Consider the following 16,213-nt stretch of genomic DNA (forward strand, 5'->3'; position numbering starts at 1 on the left):
CCGCACCGGGGCCCTGGTGGAATACCTCAAAACCCTGGGCGTCGTGCCGATCACGGGCAAACCCTACAAACCCACCACCCAGGGGCAAGAACGAACGCTTCCACCGGACCCTGCACACCTACCTGAACCGCCATGCCCAAGCCGCGACCATCGCCGAACTACAGGCCCCGTGTCGATGTCTTCGACACGTATTACAACACCGAGCGTGAACACCAGGCGCTGCCGCCCGGCACGACCCCGGCCGAGGCCTGGAACGCCACCGCGACAGCCCTGCCGCCCGAGCCCCCGACCCCCGCGACCCGCCAACCCGCACCCCGCCACAGCGTGCAACGGAAGGTAGGGCGTCAGGGCGAAGTCACCGTCATCGGCATGCACTTCTACATCGGCATGAACCACGCAGGAGAACAGATCCACGTCCTCTACGACGACGCAACCATCATGTTCTTCGACGCCCGCGGAACCGAAATCATCAGCCACCCACGCCCGCCCAAAGGAACCGTCTACATCGGCCGCAGCGGCCCCACCGACCAACCGTCCACGAAGTCCTGAGACATGAACCGTCCACGATCAGTTGAGACATGAAGTGTCAACGATGAGGTGAGACATCACAAGCCCTCAGAGCAGCCCGATCTGATAGCGCATGCCGTGATTTCGGAGGACTTATTCGAGGCCGGACCGGGTGGAGTCGTCCAATGGCGTCCACCACGTCTGCGGCGGCACCACTTTGAAGCGCCGGCCGGTGACGGTGTCCGGCGTGATCCGGACGAAGTGTTCCTTCTGCCCGGCCTGCCACGGGAACAGCAACAGGCCCACCGTATCCATGACTTCCTGCGGGTTCTGCACCGGCGCGGCCTGTCCCTTGACCACAACGCTCCAGGCGACACCGGTGTCCGCGTCCACGCCGTCCGCTTCCAACGCCACCGGCGTGTCGCTGGTGGCGGCCTGCAGCTTGGTGCCCTCGGCGGTCCGAAAGACCAGCGTACCGTGGTCCACTTTGTAGTTGATGGGGAAGATGTCGGGGTGATCGTCCACCCAGACCGCCAGCCGGCCGACCGAGACGCTGCGCAACAACTGCCAGCATTCGTGATGGTCCAGGTGTTCCACTTTGTGGGCCTGGTCCCTTGACTCGTGGCTGCCCGGGCCCGGATCAGTACTCATGCCGGCGATCGTACGCTGCCGGGGCTGTGGACGGCTAGGGCAAATAGTCCCAACTGCCGTGTAAAACTCTGAATTCTGAGGCTTTCCTGAGTGGTTCGCTGTATTCTGGCATAGGGCCGTCAGCGTCGACACGGGCCGGAGCGATTGGGGCAATGACATGCATTCCACCGGGGAGGGTTCAGCCCATGCCGCATCCGAGCCAGATCCCGCGGTTGAGGAACTGCTGAAGGGGTTCGGCGCCCGGGCAGAAGAGCTACTCCAATTCAAGGAACGCATGGCGGGACTGCTGGAAGCGGTCGTCGCCCTGGCCGAGGACCTGAGCCTCGAGGCCGTCCTGGAACGCGTGGTCGAATCGGCCTGCCGGTTATTGCATGCACGCTTTGGCGCCCTTGGAGTCATCGGCGATGACCACGCGCTGAGCCACTTCATCACTGTCGGCATCGATGGCGAACTGGCGCGGCAGATCGGTCCGCTGCCGACCGGCCACGGCGTCCTCGGCCTCCTCATTGCAGACCCCCGGCCGCTTCGGCTCCATGATCTGGGCAAGCACCTTGAAGCCTATGGGTTCCCCGCACACCACCCTCCCATGCAGTCCTTCCTGGGGGTCCCGGTCCGCGTCCGGGAGGTGGTGTTCGGGAACCTCTACCTCACGGAAAAAGAAGGCGGGGACGACTTTACCGCCGAAGACGAGGCCTTGGCCGTCGCATTGGCGGCAGCCGCCGGCGTCGCCATTGAAAATGCCCGGCTCTATGACGACGCCCGCCGCAGGGCCCGCTGGCTGGAGGCCTGCATGGACGTCTCCGGGCTGATGCTGAGCACGGACCGCGACTACACCTCGGGTGGCTTGGATCCGATTGCCAGCCGGGCGCTCCAGGAGTCGGCGTCCGATCTCGCCCTGTTGGTGGCTCCCGCCGCCAACGGCGTTGCCCACGTGGTGATCGGCGTTGCCGGTGAGCGGGGCGCAGCGTTTTCGGGAAGGTCATGGCACCTGGACTCAGGGCTCCTGGATGGTGTCCTCGAAGGCGGCGAGCCGGTGCTGTTCGACGACGCGTCGGAGGTGATAGGCGAGGTCGACGCCGCAGTCACCGGTCCGCTGCTGGCAGTGGCACTGAGCACCCAGGGCGCCCACCATGGCCTCCTGCTGCTGGCACGGAACAAGGATTCGGTCCGCTACGCCCGGACAGACATCGAGATGGGGGCCGTCTTCGGCTCCCATGTGGCCCTCGCCTTGGAACTGTCCCGGGTGCACCGGCTGCGCGAAGAACTCCTGGTCTTCACCGACCGTGACAGGATCGCGCGGGACCTGCACGACCTCGTCATCCAGCGGCTGTTCGCCGCCGGGCTGAGCGTGCAAAGCCTGACCCGTTTCACCAAGGACAAAATGGCGTGGGAGCGCATCCGCAACATTACAGGCGAACTCGACGAGGCGATCCGCAGCCTGCGTGACACCATCTACTCACTGAAGAGCAACATTGGCGATACCGAATTGCTGAGCGGCCGGATCCGCCGGGTCACGCGAAGTTCGTCGAAGTCCATGCCCTTCGCGCCGCGCCTGACCATCACGGGACCCGTGGATGCCGTGACGCCGGACAAGGCCGACAACGTCGTGGCTGTGGTGTCCGAAGGGCTCAGCAACGCCATCCGGCACTCCGGGGCCGATACCATCTCGGTCTCCGTTGCGGTCGTCAGGGGCCGGGTGACGGTGGTGATCAGCGACAACGGCGCCGGATTCGCGCAACCCGGAAAGCGCAACGGGCTGAGCAACCTCGAGGACCGGGCGCGCATGCTCGACGGCGAATGCACCATCACAAGCGTGCCCGACGCCGGTACCAGCCTGGAATGGTCGGTGCCCCTCTAGCCGACGCGCACGGAGGCTACCGGCCGCTGTGCGGCCGGGTTCCGTCGCCGGCGTTAGCGCCGGAGGCCACCGGATAGGCGGGGCTGGCGATGAAGACAGCGGCCTGGGTGCGTCGTTCGAATCCGAGCTTGGCCAGCAGCGACGATACATAGTTCTTGACGGTCTTTTCCGCCAGGAACATTTCGGCGGCAATCTGCCGATTGGTCAGCCCGCCGCCCACCAGTTCCAATACCTTGCGTTCCTGGGGTGTGAGGGATGAGGTGCGCGGGTCAACCTCCTCGGCCTCCACCAGGCTGTCCACGACGCCGGCGGCGACGTCTTCCTCGAAGAGGGTCTCGCCCGCTGCCGCCCGCCGCAGCGCGCCGATCAGGTCCGTGCCGCCGATCTCCTTCAACACGTATCCCCGTGCACCGGCCAGGACGGCGCCGCGGAGGGCCTGTTCGTCGTCGAAGCTCGTCAAGATGATGCAGTTCAATGATGGATCCACCGACCGCACGTCCCGGCAGACCTCGATACCGGTCCCGTCCGGCAGCCGGGCGTCGAGCACGCAGACGTCGGGGTGCAGTGCGGGAATGCGGCGGGTCGCCTCCACCGCGGATCCGGAACTGCCGACCACGACGAATCCCTCGCCTTCGAGGAGTTCCTGCAGCCCGCGCCTGACGAGTTCGTGGTCATCAAGGATAAAGACGCGGATCACCGCCTGCACGCCATCAGGTGCAGTGAGACCTGCGTCAGCCCAGGCAATCATGGTTCTCCCGTCCGGCCGCTTGCGGGACCGCTCGATTCTGTGGTTCGTTGACGTACCCCAGCCTCTGCCATTCTTCTGCACTGCGCCGCAGCAGACAAGGGTCATAATGCCCGGCGGGCCGCCCGCGGCCTATTCGAAGGAGGCGCGCCGCACTGAATCCTTTCGGGCCCGCTGGCTGGTGTGATGGCAAGTCTTTTGGCCCTAGGCGGTGGGCCGGCGGGCGGGAATCATGGAAGCGTCGCCATCTGGCATAGGAAGCTCGGCCCGTACGAGGACAAAGGTCACCGATGAACGAAGTCATGGACGTCCGTACGATCGTGGTAGGAGTTGATGGCTCGGACGCGTCGGTATCGGCGTTACAGCATGCGCAGGCCCTCGCGGTGCCCCTGTCCGCCAAGGTGGTCGCGCTGGCGTGCTGGGACTATCCGCCGGTGTACGACGGTTATGTCGCCGTCGGCATCGACGACTTCGACGTCCGGGCAGGGCAAATCTTGGCCGAGGCGATGGTGAAGGCATTCGGCCCGGACACGCCGCACAACGTCGAGGCCCGCCTCATCCAAGGACATCCCCGCAACACGCTCATCGAGGAGAGCAAATCCGCCGACATGCTGGTGCTGGGCCGCCGCGGCCACGGCGGGTTCGGCGGTCTGCTCCTGGGATCGGTCAGTTCTGCCTGTGTGGCACACGCGCATTGCCCGGTGCTGGTGGTGCATTCGCCGGAAAAGGACTGACACCGGAATCCGTGCCCGGACAGATTCGAACCCGCCCTACTCGAATGTTGCGCGGCGCTGGTCCGAGAGGCGCGTGGTCCACACATCGGGCCTGTTGACCTTGAAACGCCGTCCCGTCAGTGCTTTGGGAGCCACCCGCACGTAATACGGTTTGGCGCCGGGTTGCCACGGTTCCAGGAGCAGGGCGTCCGCCGCGTCCCTGTCTGCCTGGTTCTCGATCAGTTCGGCTTCGCCACGCGCCATCACGCTCCAGGCCGTCTCCTCGTGGGCGTCGTAGCCGTCGATCTCGAATGCCACCGGTTTGCCCGTGATGGCGCCCCACAGTTTCGTGCCACCGGAGGTGCGGAAGATAATCGCCCGCCGCTCCAGCACGAAATTCACCGGAAAGATCTCCGGATGGCTGTCCACGATCAGCGCTACGCGCCCCACGACTTCGGCATCGAGCAGCGCCCAGCACTGGTCCATGGTCAGCGAATAATCCGGCGGGGGCGTGGTTGTCTCCATGTGGAGCCACGTTACACCGGTCACCACGGACTGGGCTTGTAATCCTTCAGGAAGACGCCGTACTGGTCCTCGCCGGACTCGCCCATCACGATGGGGTCATAAACGCGGGCGGCGCCGTCAACCAGATCCAGGGGCGCGTGGAAGCCCTCTTCCATGAGGCGGACTTTGGTGTAGTGCGGCCGCTCGTCCGTGATCCAGCCGGTGTCCACGGCCGTCATGAGGATGCCGTCGGCGTCGAGCATTTCCTGGGCGCTGGTGCGCGTCATCATGTTCAGCGCAGCCTTGGCCATGTTCGTGTGCGGGTGCCCGGGGCCCTTGTAGGCGCGGGAGAACTGGCCTTCCATGGCGCTGACATTGACGATGTACTTCCGCCGTGCGGTGGAGCGCTTCATGGCGCCGCGCAGCCGGCTGACCAGCAAAAACGGAGCCGTCACGTTGCACAGCTGCACTTCGAGCATCTCCAGCGGGTCCACTTCGTCCAGCACCTGGGTCCAGCTGTTGATCGTGGCGAGGTCCGGGACCAGCCCGCCGGCGTCGATCGCGGTGCCGGAGGCGATGCGTTCCAGCGACGCGGAACCCGTAGACAGGGCCAGGGAAGTGATTGCGTCCCCGGCCAGTACGGGATGGTCCAGCACGCTGCTGGCGAGGGCAAGCGGGTGCTTGTCGTGGGCGTGGCCGAACGTGACGAGCTCCGGGCCCCCGTTGGCAGCCTGGAGGGCGGCGGGCAGCGGCTCGTCCTCGGCGTCGACGAGGGGCTTGTAGGCGTTGCCGGAGCGCCGCACCGTCTGGGCCGCGTTGTTGATGATGATGTCCAGTGGTCCGGCGGCATCGAGGGTATCAGTCAGGGCCATCACCTGGGACGGGTCGCGGAGGTCGATGCCCACGATCCGGAGCCGGTGCAGCCAGTCGGCGCTGTCCTCCATGGCGGCGAAGCGGCGGGCGGCGTCCTTGGGGAACCGGGTGGTGATGGTGGTGTGGGCGCCGTCCCGGAGGAGCCGGAGCGCGATGTACATGCCGATCTTCGCCCGGCCGCCCGTCAGCAGGGCCCTGCGGCCTGCCAGATCGGTGCGGGCGTCGCGCTTGCTGTGGCTGAACATGGCGCACTCGGGACACAGCTGGTGGTAGAAGGCGTCCACCTGGGTGTAGTGCTGCTTGCAGATGTAGCACGGCCGGGACCTGATGAGGTGGCCGGCGATCTCCCCGGTCGCGGACGTGGCGAGCTTATTGCCGCGCGTCTCGTCGTCGATCCTGTCGGGGGCCGCGGTCGCCGTCTGGGCGATCACGGCACGGTCCGCTTCGGCGATCTCATCCCGTTTGCTGACCCGCCGGTGGCGCTTGACGGCCTTGAACATCTTCCCGGTGGCGCGGCGCACGGAAACGTAGTCCGGGTGTTCCTCGTCATAGGCGTGGATCGTGTTCAGGACCTTCAGGCAGGCCTGGATTTCCTCCGGGGTCAGCCCAGCGGGGCCCGCCTCGACACTGCCAAGCTCGGCGCGGGGAAGATCGGAGGACAGATCGGGGGAGCTCATTGCCCTAATTTTACAGGGTGCGGGGAGCCCGGCCTGACGGCAGTGCCGGGCCCCCGCCTGCCTATGCCGTGGGGGATTGCTTGGCCGGTCCGTCCGCGCCGACCGCGGCGGCCTGCACGTCGGCAACCTTGTCCACGGACTCCCGCAGTTCGGGCCAGTTTTCCGTGGCAGTGCGGACGGCATCCGGCACCAGGCGCAGGTTGGCCGCGGAGAGTGCCCGTTCCGCATCGCTGGGATCCGGGACAAGCTGGCCCTTGGACAGGACCGTGATTCCGGAGTCGGTGACCTTGAACCCGCGGGCGCGGTCCAGTTCGGGATCGAGCCCGATCGCGGCGCCGGCGGGAACCTTGACGTTCTTGTCGATGATGGCGCGTTTGATCACGGCGCCCTCGCCGACATTGACCTTGTCCATCAGGACCGAGTCCAGGACCCGGCTCGAGGTGCTGACGTAGACGTCGTTGGCGAGCACGGACCCTTCCACGATGCCGCCGGAGACGACGACGCCGCTGGCCACGATGGAATCCAGTGCCGTGCCCACCGTGTTGGACTTGCCGCGGACAAACTTGGCCGGCGGGGAAATGCTCTGGCGGGTGTAGATCGGCCACTCGGAGTTGTAGAGGTTGAAAACCGGAACGGGGGAGATCAGGTCCATGTGGGCGTCGTAGAACGAATCGATGGTGCCGACGTCGCGCCAGTAGGTGCGGTCCCGTTCGGTGGAACCGGGAATGTCGTTGAGGGTGAAGTCGTAGACGCCGGCCTCACCCTGGTTCACGAAGTAGGGAATGATGTCCCCGCCCATGTCGTGCTTGGTGTCAAGGCGCTCGGCGTCAACGTGGAGGGCTGCGACCAGGGCGTCGGCGTCGAATACGTAGTTGCCCATGGAGGCCAGGAACTGGCTGGGGTCGGCCGCGAGGCCGGGCGTCGTGGACGGCTTCTCGACGAACGCGGCAATCTTCTCCGGGTTGTCCGCGTCCGTTTCGATCACGCCGAACTGGTCTGCCATGTGCAGCGGCTGGCGGACGGCCGCGACCGTGGCTTTGGCCCCGCTGGCGACGTGCTGCGCCACCATCTGGGAAAAGTCCATCCGGTAGACGTGGTCTGCGCCGACCACAACCACGATGTCGGGATTGGCGTCCTGAATGAGGTTCAGGGACTGATAGATGGCGTTGGCGCTGCCCAGGAACCAGCTCTTGCCGACGCGCTGCTGGGCCGGGACCGAGGCCACATAGTTGCCCAGCTGGGTGGACATGCGCCACGTTTCGGAAATGTGCCGGTCAAGGCTGTGGGACTTGTATTGCGTCAACACAACAATTTGCAGATAGCGGGAATTCACAAGATTTGAAAGGGCAAAGTCAATAAGCCGGTAGCTTCCGGCAAACGGGACACCAGGCTTGGCCCGGTCCGCCGTCAACGGCATGAGCCGGTTTCCCTCGCCACCTGCGAGGACAATTGCCAAAACTCTCTTTTGATGCGGCATGGTGATCGCTCCTGAACGCCTTCGTTACTCCCCAATACAGTCCGGCATGCCCGAACGTCTTCACACTAGATCAGTTCCACCGTAACGACTACCTTGGTGCTTGTGCGAATAGATATTGTGACCAAAGAATTCCCGCCGGAAATCTACGGCGGCGCCGGGGTCCATGTGGCGGAGCTCAGCAGGGTGCTGGCCCAACGCGTGGACCTTCAGGTGCGTGCCTTCGGCGCGCCCCGCGAGCCCGGGTATCACGGAGCGACCGTCACGTCGTATTCCGTGCCCGAAGACCTGGGCTCAGCAAACGCGGCTATCCAGACCCTCGGGGTGGACCTGAGGATCGTTCCGGACATAGCCGGCGCGGACCTGGTCCACTCCCACACCTGGTATGCCAACATGGCCGGACACATCGCGTCGCTGCTCCACGGCATCCCGCATGTGCTCAGCGCCCACAGCCTGGAGCCGCTGCGCCCGTGGAAGGCCGAGCAGCTCGGTGGCGGATACGCGGTGTCCTCATGGGTGGAGAAGACCGCCTACGAGGCCGCTGCCGCCATCATCGCCGTCTCGGAAGGGATGCGCCAGGACATCCTGCGCAGCTACCCGGACGTTGACCCGGCCAAGGTCAAGGTGGTCCACAACGGCATTGACGTCAGCTTGTGGAACCGGGACGAGGGCGACGACGTCGTCCGGGCCCTCGGGATGGACCCGTCGCTGCCCAGTGTCGTGTTTGTCGGGCGCAACACGCGGCAGAAGGGCGTCCCGTACCTGCTCCGTGCCGCCGCCAAGCTGCCGGCCAATGTCCAGCTGGTGCTGTGCCTCGGCGCTGCGGACACGCCGGAACTGGCCGCCGAGACCGCGCGCCTCATCGAGGAGCTGCAGAGCCAGCGCAGCGGTGTGATCGTGGTGGAACGGATGCTTCCCCGCAATGAACTCGTCCAGGTCCTCAGCCACGCAACGGCGTTCGCCTGCCCGTCCATCTACGAGCCGCTGGGCATCGTGAACCTTGAGGCGATGGCCTGCGGCGCCGCCGTGGTGGCCAGCGCCACCGGTGGTATTCCGGAGGTCGTCGAGCACGGCGTGACCGGGCTGCTCGTCGAGCTGGAGCAGGTCACCGACGGCACGGGCACGCCGCTGGATCCGGAGAAATTTGTCACCGAGTTCGCCGCCGCCCTGACCGAAGTGGTGTCCGATCCCGCCCGGGCGCGCGCCATGGGTGTAGCCGGCCGGCGCAGGGCCGAGGAGCACTTCTCCTGGGAATCCATCACGGAGACCACGCTCGAGGTTTACCGCTCGGTGCTCACCAAGGACTCCTGACCCAGCGTCCGAACAGTAGTAAGGCGACACAGGAGTACGACGGCGCCGCCCCGGCTGAGGGGCGGCGCCGCCGTCGTATTTCGGCCGGGTCAGGCGCCGGGGGCTTTTGTGCCGTGGGTTTTTGTCCCGTGGGCTTTTGTGGACTGGGCTTTTGTGCCGTGGGCCGCGCGGGCGAGCAGGATCTTTTCATCCAGGGGCGCGTGGCCGCTGGCCCGCTGTTTCCGGAAGTAGTCCCGGGCCTCGTCCTGGCGGACTTTCTCCGCGCCGGTGGAGATCTCAGCGCGGAGATGCTCCGGCCCGTAACCGAAGGCGTCCACCAGGTCGACGGCGTGCGGGCGGATCTTCACGAGCAGGCGGTTGATGTATTCGCCCACGGTGCGTCCGCGCTGCATCGACAGCCTGCCGTTCATGAGGTACCAGGACAGGTTCTTCTCGATGAGGGACAGGCCGAACAGATCACGCAGCCACGTCAGGACCGTGTGCGTGCCCGGGTCTGTCACTTTCCCGAGCGCCGCGGTAAAGGCCTCCCACTGCAGCAGCTCCGCATGGGCCTGGGCGGCCTCGATGAGTTCGTGCTGGTGCGCGTTGAACAAGGCGGCGCCCTGCTGCTGCGGGAGCCTGTTCGCGCCCTTAAGGGCTGTGGCCACCTCCGCGACCATGGTCTGGACGCGGTCCGTCAGCAGGGTCCGCTGGCTTGCTTCGTCCTTGATCGCCAGGGCCGCTTTCTGCACCGATCCGGAGTCCGCTACGAACTGGGCGACGCCGCGTAGTCCGGTGCGGTGGATCGCGACACCGGTGGCCTGGCCCACGACGTAGCGGGCCAGCACGCCGAAGTTCACGGTGCGGAATTCCTTGGCGTAGTCGGCCAGCAGCCGCTTGGCGACCAGCTGCAGCAGGACCGTGTTGTCGCCTTCGAAAGTGGCGTACACGTCGAGGTCGGCGCGGAGCGAGGCGAAACGGTTCTCGATCAGGAATCCGGCGCCGCCGCAGGCCTCGCGGCATTCCTGCAGCGTGTCCAGTGCGTGCCAGGTGCTGAGCGGCTTGAGTGCCGCGGCCAGGGTCTCGAGGTCCTGGCGATCCTGGTCGGTGTCGTGACGGCCGGAGAAGACGTCGTCGAATTTCTGCAGCAGCTGCTCGCTGGCGAAGCTCGCGGCGTACGTGGCGGCCAGCCGGGTGAAGAGCCGGCGCTGGTGCCGCTGGTAGTCCAGCAGGACTTCCTCATCGGTCTGGGAGGAGGCATTGAACTGCCGGCGTTCGGTGGCGTACTGGATGGCGGTTTTCAGAGCCAGTTTCGACGCCGTCACGGCGGCGCCGTCGAGGGAGACCCGGCCCTGGACCAGCGTGCCGAGCATGGTGAAGAAGCGGCGGCCCGGGCTGGCGATGGGAGACGTGTAGTTGCCCTCAGGGTCGACGTCGCCGTAGCGGTTCAGGAGGTTGCTGCGGGGGATCCGGACCTGGGTGAAGTGCAGCCGGCCGTTGTCGATGCCGTTCAGGCCGCCCTTAACGCCGTCGTCCTCGCCGCCGATGCCCGGCAGGAAATCCTTGGTCTCGGGGTCCCGGAGGTCCATGTAGAACGCGTGCACGCCGTGGTTGACGCCCTTTGTCACGAGCTGGGCGAACACGACGGCGGCCAGGCCATCGGTGGCGGCGTTGCCGATGTAGTCTTTCCACGCGGCCCGGAACGGCGTGTGGACCACGAACTCCTCGGCCGCGGGGTCGTAGGTGGCGGTGGTGGCGATGCTGGCCACGTCCGAACCGTGCCCGGTCTCGGTCATGGCGAAGCAGCCCGGGATCTCCAGGCTCATGATGCCGGGCAGCCACTTCTCGTGGTGTACGGCGGTGCCGAGGTGGTTCACTGCGGAGCCGAACAGTCCCCACTGGACGCCGGCCTTGATCTGCAGCGACGGGTCGGCGATGACCAGCTCCTGGAAACCGGCCACGTTCCCGCCGTGATCATCCGATCCGCCCACGGACTGTGGGAAGGCGCGGTGTACGGCGCCGTTGTCCACCAGGATCCTGAGCTGTCCGAACGCGCGTTGGCGATGATCGGTGTGGGTCAGGCCCTCGATCTTGTGCAGTTCCGGGCGGCCGGCGAGGCCCCTGGACTTCAGCCGGATATCGGCCCATTTGCCGAGCAGTTGTTCGCCAAGGGCCGCGACGTCGACGGCGGGCGCCTCCGGGGAGCCGGGCTGGGCGCCGGAACGGCCGGCTGGTGCGGTCGCCGCCGGCGTCGTGGTGCGGCGAGGCGCGTTGCCGGTGGTGCGGTCGGCTAGTTCAGTCATGTCGTTTCCTTCTGTGGTTCTGACAATCTTTAGTGCTGACAATTCAGTCCGAAGGCGTAGGCGTAGGCGTGGGCCGGAGCGCCGCGGCTACGGCGCTCCGGGGTCCGCCGGTGCCGGAGCCGGGTCCACCGGTGACTGCAGCTCGGGGGCTATGCCGAAGCAGAGCCAGTCCGTGATCTGCCGTGCCATGGCTTCCTGGTCCGGCCGGCCGGGCCCGGGCGGGCTGGCGAGCCACTGCTCTCCGGCGTTCCGGACCAGGCCGATCGCGGCATTGGGCCAGTAGCCGATCACGGCTTCCTTGTCCTGGCCGCCGCCCAGATGGCTGCGCATGGGCCGGGCAATCATGTCGCTGATGGCGGCGAAGAAGTGGCTCAATGCGCCGGCCGTGGAGATGGGCGCGCTGGCGGTATCCGCTTCGCCGGGGGCGTGGCGCGTGACAAAGGCGTAAACATTGGGGCTGGTCTCGGCCATCTGCAGGTAGGCGGACACCATCGCGAACAGGCCTTCGCGGGGCGTCTGGGCGCTCTGGGCCGCCTCCTGGATGCGCCGCTGCATCTGGCTCAGAGCCACTTCGCCCACGGCCTGCTGGAGTCCGGCCTTGTCGCCGAAATAGCGGTAAAACACGGACTTTGAGGTTCCCGCGGCTGCGGCAATGTCCTCCATCGATGCGTCACTGCCAAGGGCGTGCACCGCCCTCCGGGCCGACTTAATGAGCTCCCGCCGCCGTTCCTCGCGGTGGGACTGCCAGCGGGAAGCGCGGCCGTCGACGGCGGCCCGTCCGGCGGGCGGGAGGTCGTGGATGATGTTCACGATACCCAGCGTATCAGGTACGCTGGGTATCGGTAATCGCTTTGATCGAAGGAGACAGCCCATGTCCGTCAACGGACCGTCAGTGCCCGGACCGCAGGAACCACCGGCCGCGGCCACCCCCGCAGGGGGCGCCGCGGGGACCGCAGCAGGGATGTCACAGCACGGGGGCACAGCCTCGGCGCAGCTCCGCAGGGCCGTGGTTGTGGGCGGCAACCGCATCCCGTTTGCCCGGACCGGCGGCGCGTACACCAAGTCCTCCAACCAGGACATGCTCACCGCCGCTCTGGACGGATTGATCGCCCGCTTCGGCCTTCAGGACGAACGGATCGGGGAAGTCGCGGCCGGAGCTGTCCTCAAGCACTCCCGCGACTTCAACCTCACCCGGGAAGCCGTGCTGGGCTCGGCCCTCTCTGCCGAGACCCCGGCGTACGACCTCCAGCAGGCCTGCGCCACCGGCCTGGAAACGGTGCTCGGCCTGGCGAACAAGATCAAACTGGGCCAGATTGATTCCGCGATCGCCGGTGGCGTCGACTCCGCCTCTGACGCCCCCATTGCGGTCAGTGAGGGACTCCGCGAGGTGCTTCTTGACCTCAACCGTGCCAAGACGGTGTCTCGGAAGCTGCAGGTCCTCAGCCGGCTCCGGCCCAAGGATCTCGCCCCCGACGCCCCGAACACGGGGGAGCCGCGTACCGGGCTGTCGATGGGCGAGCACCAGGCGCTGACCACCGCGCAGTGGAAGATCACCCGCGAGGCCCAGGATGAGCTCGCCTTCAACAGCCACCGGAATCTTGCCGCGGCCTACGACGCCGGCTTCTTCGACGACCTTCTGACCCCTTACCGGGGACTGAGCCGGGACTCCAACCTGCGCGCCGATACGAGCCTGGCGAAACTGGCCACGCTCAAGCCCGTGTTCGGCAAGAACCTTGGCGCCGAGGCGACCATGACGGCCGGCAACTCCACCCCGCTGACGGATGGCGCCTCCACCGTGCTGCTCGCGTCCGAAGAATGGGCCGACGCCCACGACCTCCCCAAGCTGGCCACGGTCGTCGACGGCGAGGCTGCCGCGGTCGACTTTGTCCACGGCAAGGACGGGCTGCTCATGGCGCCGGCCTTCGCGGTGCCCCGGCTGCTCGCCCGCCACAATCTCACCCTCGCGGACATCGACTTCTTCGAGATCCACGAGGCCTTCGCCGGCACGGTGCTGAGCACTCTTGCCGCGTGGGAGGACGAGGAATTCGGCCGCACCCGCCTGGGCCTGGACGGCGCCTTCGGCAGCATCGACCGGACCAAACTGAACGTCAACGGCTCCTCGCTGGCCGCCGGACACCCGTTTGCTGCCACTGGTGGACGGATAGTGGCGTCGCTGGCCAAAATGCTGCACGCCCAAGGCCAGGTTAGCGGGCGCCCGGCCCGCGGGCTTGTGTCCATTTGCGCCGCCGGCGGCCAGGGCGTCGTCGCAATCCTCGAAGCACTCTAAGGAGAATCCGATGAGCGACAAGTACACCCGGTTCGTCAGCCACGGATTCGGCAAGGACATCGCCAAGCGGCTCGGCCTCCCGCAGCCGGTGGCCCTCCGGCGGTACGAGACCGGCAGCCCCGTGATCGAAGGACCCGTCCTGGTCCAGGGCTCAACCGCCGGCGCCGACGACCTCGCCGCCACGCTCCTGGCCTGGAACCTCGACGTCCGCCGCCACGCGATTCCCAAGGAGAAGCTCGGCGCCATCATCCTGGTGCTGGACGAACTGGCCCACCCTGGCGACCTCGAGAAACCGGTGCTCACCGCCGCCACCTCGCTGCGTGATCTCGCCCCCAACGCCCGCGTCATCACCGTATCCCGCACGGCAGACTCCGCGACGGAGCCGGCAACGGCAGCGGCCCGGCAGGGCGTGGACGGCCTCCTGCGGTCTCTGGCGAAGGAACTCCGCGCCGGCGCCACCGGCAACGGCATCCTGCTCGCGGACGGCGCGCGGACCACCAGCCCCGCCACGCTGGGAGCGTTGAGGTTCTTCTTGTCGGGCCGCTCGGCGTTTGTGGACGGGCAGTTCCTGACCGTCAGCTCCGGCGCCGGGCAGCTGCCCGAGGCCGTCGAGAGACCGCTGGCCGGCAAGGTGGCCGTCGTGACTGGCGCCGCCCGGGGAATCGGGGCCGCGATCGCCCGCACCCTGTACCGCGACGGCGCCACCCTGATCCTCGTCGACATCCCGGCCGCCGGGGACCATCTTGCGGAGGTGGCCAACCAGGTCCACGGGACGGCCCTGCAACTGGACATCAGCCGCCACGACGCTGGCCAGCGGATCATCGACCACGCCGCGGCACGGCACGGCCGGCTGGACATCATGATCCACAATGCCGGGATCACCCGTGACAAGCTTCTGGCCAACATGGACGCGGGCCGCTGGAACTCCGTGATCGCCGTCAACATCGCCGCGCAACTGCGGATCAACGAGGCCCTCCTGGCCTCGGAGCACCTCGGCGATGCGCCCCGGATCGTGTCCGTGGCCTCCACCAGCGGCATCGCCGGAAACCGCGGCCAGACCAACTATGCAGCTTCCAAGGCCGGCGTGATCGGCATGGTGCGCGCCACTGCGGCGCTGATCGGCGAGCGCGGCGGCTCCATCAACGCCGTCGCTCCGGGCTTCATCGAAACGGAGATGACCGCCAGGATCCCCTTCGCCACCCGCGAAGTGGCGCGCCGGCTCAATTCCCTGCAGCAGGGCGGCCAGCCGGGCGACGTCGCCGAGGCCATCGCGTTCCTGGCCAGCGACGCCGCTGGCGGGATTTCCGGCGAGGTGCTGCGCGTCTGCGGGCAGAACCTGGTCGGCGCATGAGCGGTTCCCGGACCGTCATCCTGGGCGAGATGCCGTCCCTGTCCAAGCTCTACGTCAACGCGGCGGCCTCGGCCGCACGCCGCCGGGTCCTGGGCACCCACGGCGGCACCGAACTGCCGGCCTACACCCACGAGGTCCGTGGCGTGAAGGCCGACGTCGCCAACCTGACGGCCTACCAGCACCTGATCGGTGAGAGCGCGAGCGATGTCCTCCCGGCCGGGTTCATCCATGCCCTGGCGTTTCCGCTGGCCATGAGCGTGATGAACCGGGACGATTTTCCGCTGCCCCTGCTGGGCATGATCCATCTGAGCAACAAGGTGGTGCAGGCCGCGCCGGTCCCGTTCACCCAGGCCCTGGACATCCGGGCCCGGGTGGAGAACCTGCGCGGCCACCGGGCCGGCACCCAGCTCGACGTCGTGGCAGAGGTCTTTACCGCCGGGCGAGACGCCGCCGGGCAAGCCGCCGCAAAGCAAGAAGACGTCCGCTGGCGCGGGGTCTCGACCTACCTGGCCAAGGGGGTGTTCCTGCCCGGGATCGACAAGCCCTCGGTGCCGGTGACGCCGCCGCCGTTCTCGGCGCCGGACCCCACGGCGCTGTGGCAGCTTGGCGTCGACACCGGGCGGGCCTACGCCGCTGTGTCCGGCGACTTCAACCCCATCCACCTGAGCGTCTTGACTGCCAAGGCTCTGGGCATGCGCCGTTCCCTTGCCCACGGCATGTACCTAGCGTCGCGGGCGCTGGCCGACGTCGGCGCCGTCAGGGGGGACTCGTTCCGCTGGGAAGTTGCCTTCGAAGCGCCCGTGTTCCTGCCGGCCCGCGTTGCGCTGGACATCGGCACGGTGCAGGCCGACGGCGGCGCCTGGGAGCGCTCCGACTATGTGGCGTGGAACCCGCTGTCCGGGCGCCGGCACTTTAGCGGGTCTGTCGCGGCGCTGCCGTAGCCGAGCGGGACAAATCCGCGGGACCCGCCCAGCGGGCGG

General features: G+C 67.2%; 14 protein-coding genes. 7 read left to right on the plus strand and 7 right to left on the minus strand.

What is annotated here, in order from left to right; translation table 11 throughout:
* The first annotated feature begins 132 nt into the window (after positions 1–132).
* The gene (locus tag BLQ10_RS06305) at positions 133–549 is read left to right on the plus strand and encodes a hypothetical protein (RefSeq protein WP_091559741.1); all 417 of its coding nucleotides are present in this window, start codon (positions 133–135) and stop codon (positions 547–549) included.
* Between the two features lie 111 nt (positions 550–660).
* Here the strand turns inward: BLQ10_RS06305 and BLQ10_RS06310 are convergent, their stop codons facing one another.
* Entirely contained in the window at positions 661–1,158 is a 498-nt protein-coding gene (locus BLQ10_RS06310; protein WP_254785430.1) for a pyridoxamine 5'-phosphate oxidase family protein, read from the minus strand.
* 157 nt (positions 1,159–1,315) lie between these two features.
* On the opposite strand from BLQ10_RS06310, the gene BLQ10_RS06315 reads away from it, so the two are divergent.
* Entirely contained in the window at positions 1,316–3,016 is a 1,701-nt protein-coding gene (locus tag BLQ10_RS06315; protein WP_175558501.1) for a GAF domain-containing sensor histidine kinase, read from the plus strand.
* Positions 3,017–3,032: 16 nt separating this feature from the next.
* On the opposite strand, the gene BLQ10_RS06320 is transcribed toward BLQ10_RS06315, so the two are convergent.
* Complete coding sequence (locus BLQ10_RS06320; protein ID WP_091559745.1) at positions 3,033–3,764, minus strand: response regulator; 732 nt, start codon at positions 3,762–3,764, stop codon at positions 3,033–3,035.
* A gap of 287 nt (positions 3,765–4,051) precedes the next feature.
* Here BLQ10_RS06320 and BLQ10_RS06325 point away from each other — a divergent pair, with 287 nt between their 5' ends.
* Complete coding sequence (locus BLQ10_RS06325) at positions 4,052–4,495, plus strand: universal stress protein (RefSeq protein ID WP_091559747.1); 444 nt, start codon at positions 4,052–4,054, stop codon at positions 4,493–4,495.
* Between the two features lie 36 nt (positions 4,496–4,531).
* Here the strand turns inward: BLQ10_RS06325 and BLQ10_RS06330 are convergent, their stop codons facing one another.
* The 3 genes from BLQ10_RS06330 to glgC form a co-directional block, all read right to left on the minus strand.
* Positions 4,532–4,999, minus strand: a complete 468-nt coding sequence (locus BLQ10_RS06330) for a pyridoxamine 5'-phosphate oxidase family protein (RefSeq protein WP_091560401.1) — start codon at positions 4,997–4,999, stop codon at positions 4,532–4,534.
* A 20-nt stretch (positions 5,000–5,019) separates the two neighbouring features.
* A complete protein-coding gene (locus BLQ10_RS06335; RefSeq protein ID WP_254785431.1) occupies positions 5,020–6,528 on the minus strand; it encodes an SDR family NAD(P)-dependent oxidoreductase in 1,509 nt (502 codons plus the stop codon).
* 61 nt (positions 6,529–6,589) lie between these two features.
* Positions 6,590–8,011: a glucose-1-phosphate adenylyltransferase gene (glgC, locus tag BLQ10_RS06340; RefSeq protein ID WP_175558522.1), complete on the minus strand. Its 1,422-nt coding sequence runs from the start codon at positions 8,009–8,011 to the stop codon at positions 6,590–6,592.
* A gap of 96 nt (positions 8,012–8,107) precedes the next feature.
* Here glgC and glgA point away from each other — a divergent pair, with 96 nt between their 5' ends.
* Complete coding sequence (glgA, locus tag BLQ10_RS06345; protein ID WP_091560405.1) at positions 8,108–9,313, plus strand: glycogen synthase; 1,206 nt, start codon at positions 8,108–8,110, stop codon at positions 9,311–9,313.
* Between the two features lie 89 nt (positions 9,314–9,402).
* On the opposite strand, the gene BLQ10_RS06350 is transcribed toward glgA, so the two are convergent.
* Positions 9,403–11,595: an acyl-CoA dehydrogenase family protein gene (locus BLQ10_RS06350; protein WP_091559751.1), complete on the minus strand. Its 2,193-nt coding sequence runs from the start codon at positions 11,593–11,595 to the stop codon at positions 9,403–9,405.
* Positions 11,596–11,682: 87 nt separating this feature from the next.
* Positions 11,683–12,405 carry a TetR/AcrR family transcriptional regulator gene (locus BLQ10_RS06355; protein ID WP_175558503.1) on the minus strand — a complete coding sequence of 241 codons (723 nt, stop codon included), beginning with the start codon at positions 12,403–12,405 and terminating at the stop codon, positions 11,683–11,685.
* A gap of 61 nt (positions 12,406–12,466) precedes the next feature.
* On the opposite strand from BLQ10_RS06355, the gene BLQ10_RS06360 reads away from it, so the two are divergent.
* From BLQ10_RS06360 to BLQ10_RS06370, 3 genes are read left to right on the plus strand one after another with little or no spacing between them, the layout of a single operon-like run.
* Complete coding sequence (locus tag BLQ10_RS06360; protein WP_091559754.1) at positions 12,467–13,882, plus strand: acetyl-CoA C-acetyltransferase; 1,416 nt, start codon at positions 12,467–12,469, stop codon at positions 13,880–13,882.
* Between the two features lie 10 nt (positions 13,883–13,892).
* The gene (locus tag BLQ10_RS06365) at positions 13,893–15,233 is read left to right on the plus strand and encodes a 3-oxoacyl-ACP reductase (protein WP_091559758.1); all 1,341 of its coding nucleotides are present in this window, start codon (positions 13,893–13,895) and stop codon (positions 15,231–15,233) included.
* Positions 15,230–16,174, plus strand: a complete 945-nt coding sequence (locus tag BLQ10_RS06370) for a MaoC family dehydratase (RefSeq protein WP_091559761.1) — start codon at positions 15,230–15,232, stop codon at positions 16,172–16,174. The genes BLQ10_RS06365 and BLQ10_RS06370 overlap by 4 nt, the downstream gene beginning before the upstream one ends.
* Positions 16,175–16,213 lie beyond the last annotated feature (39 nt).

Origin of the sequence: Arthrobacter sp. ok362 (genome assembly GCF_900102785.1) — a bacterium.
GTDB lineage: Bacteria > Actinomycetota > Actinomycetes > Actinomycetales > Micrococcaceae > Arthrobacter.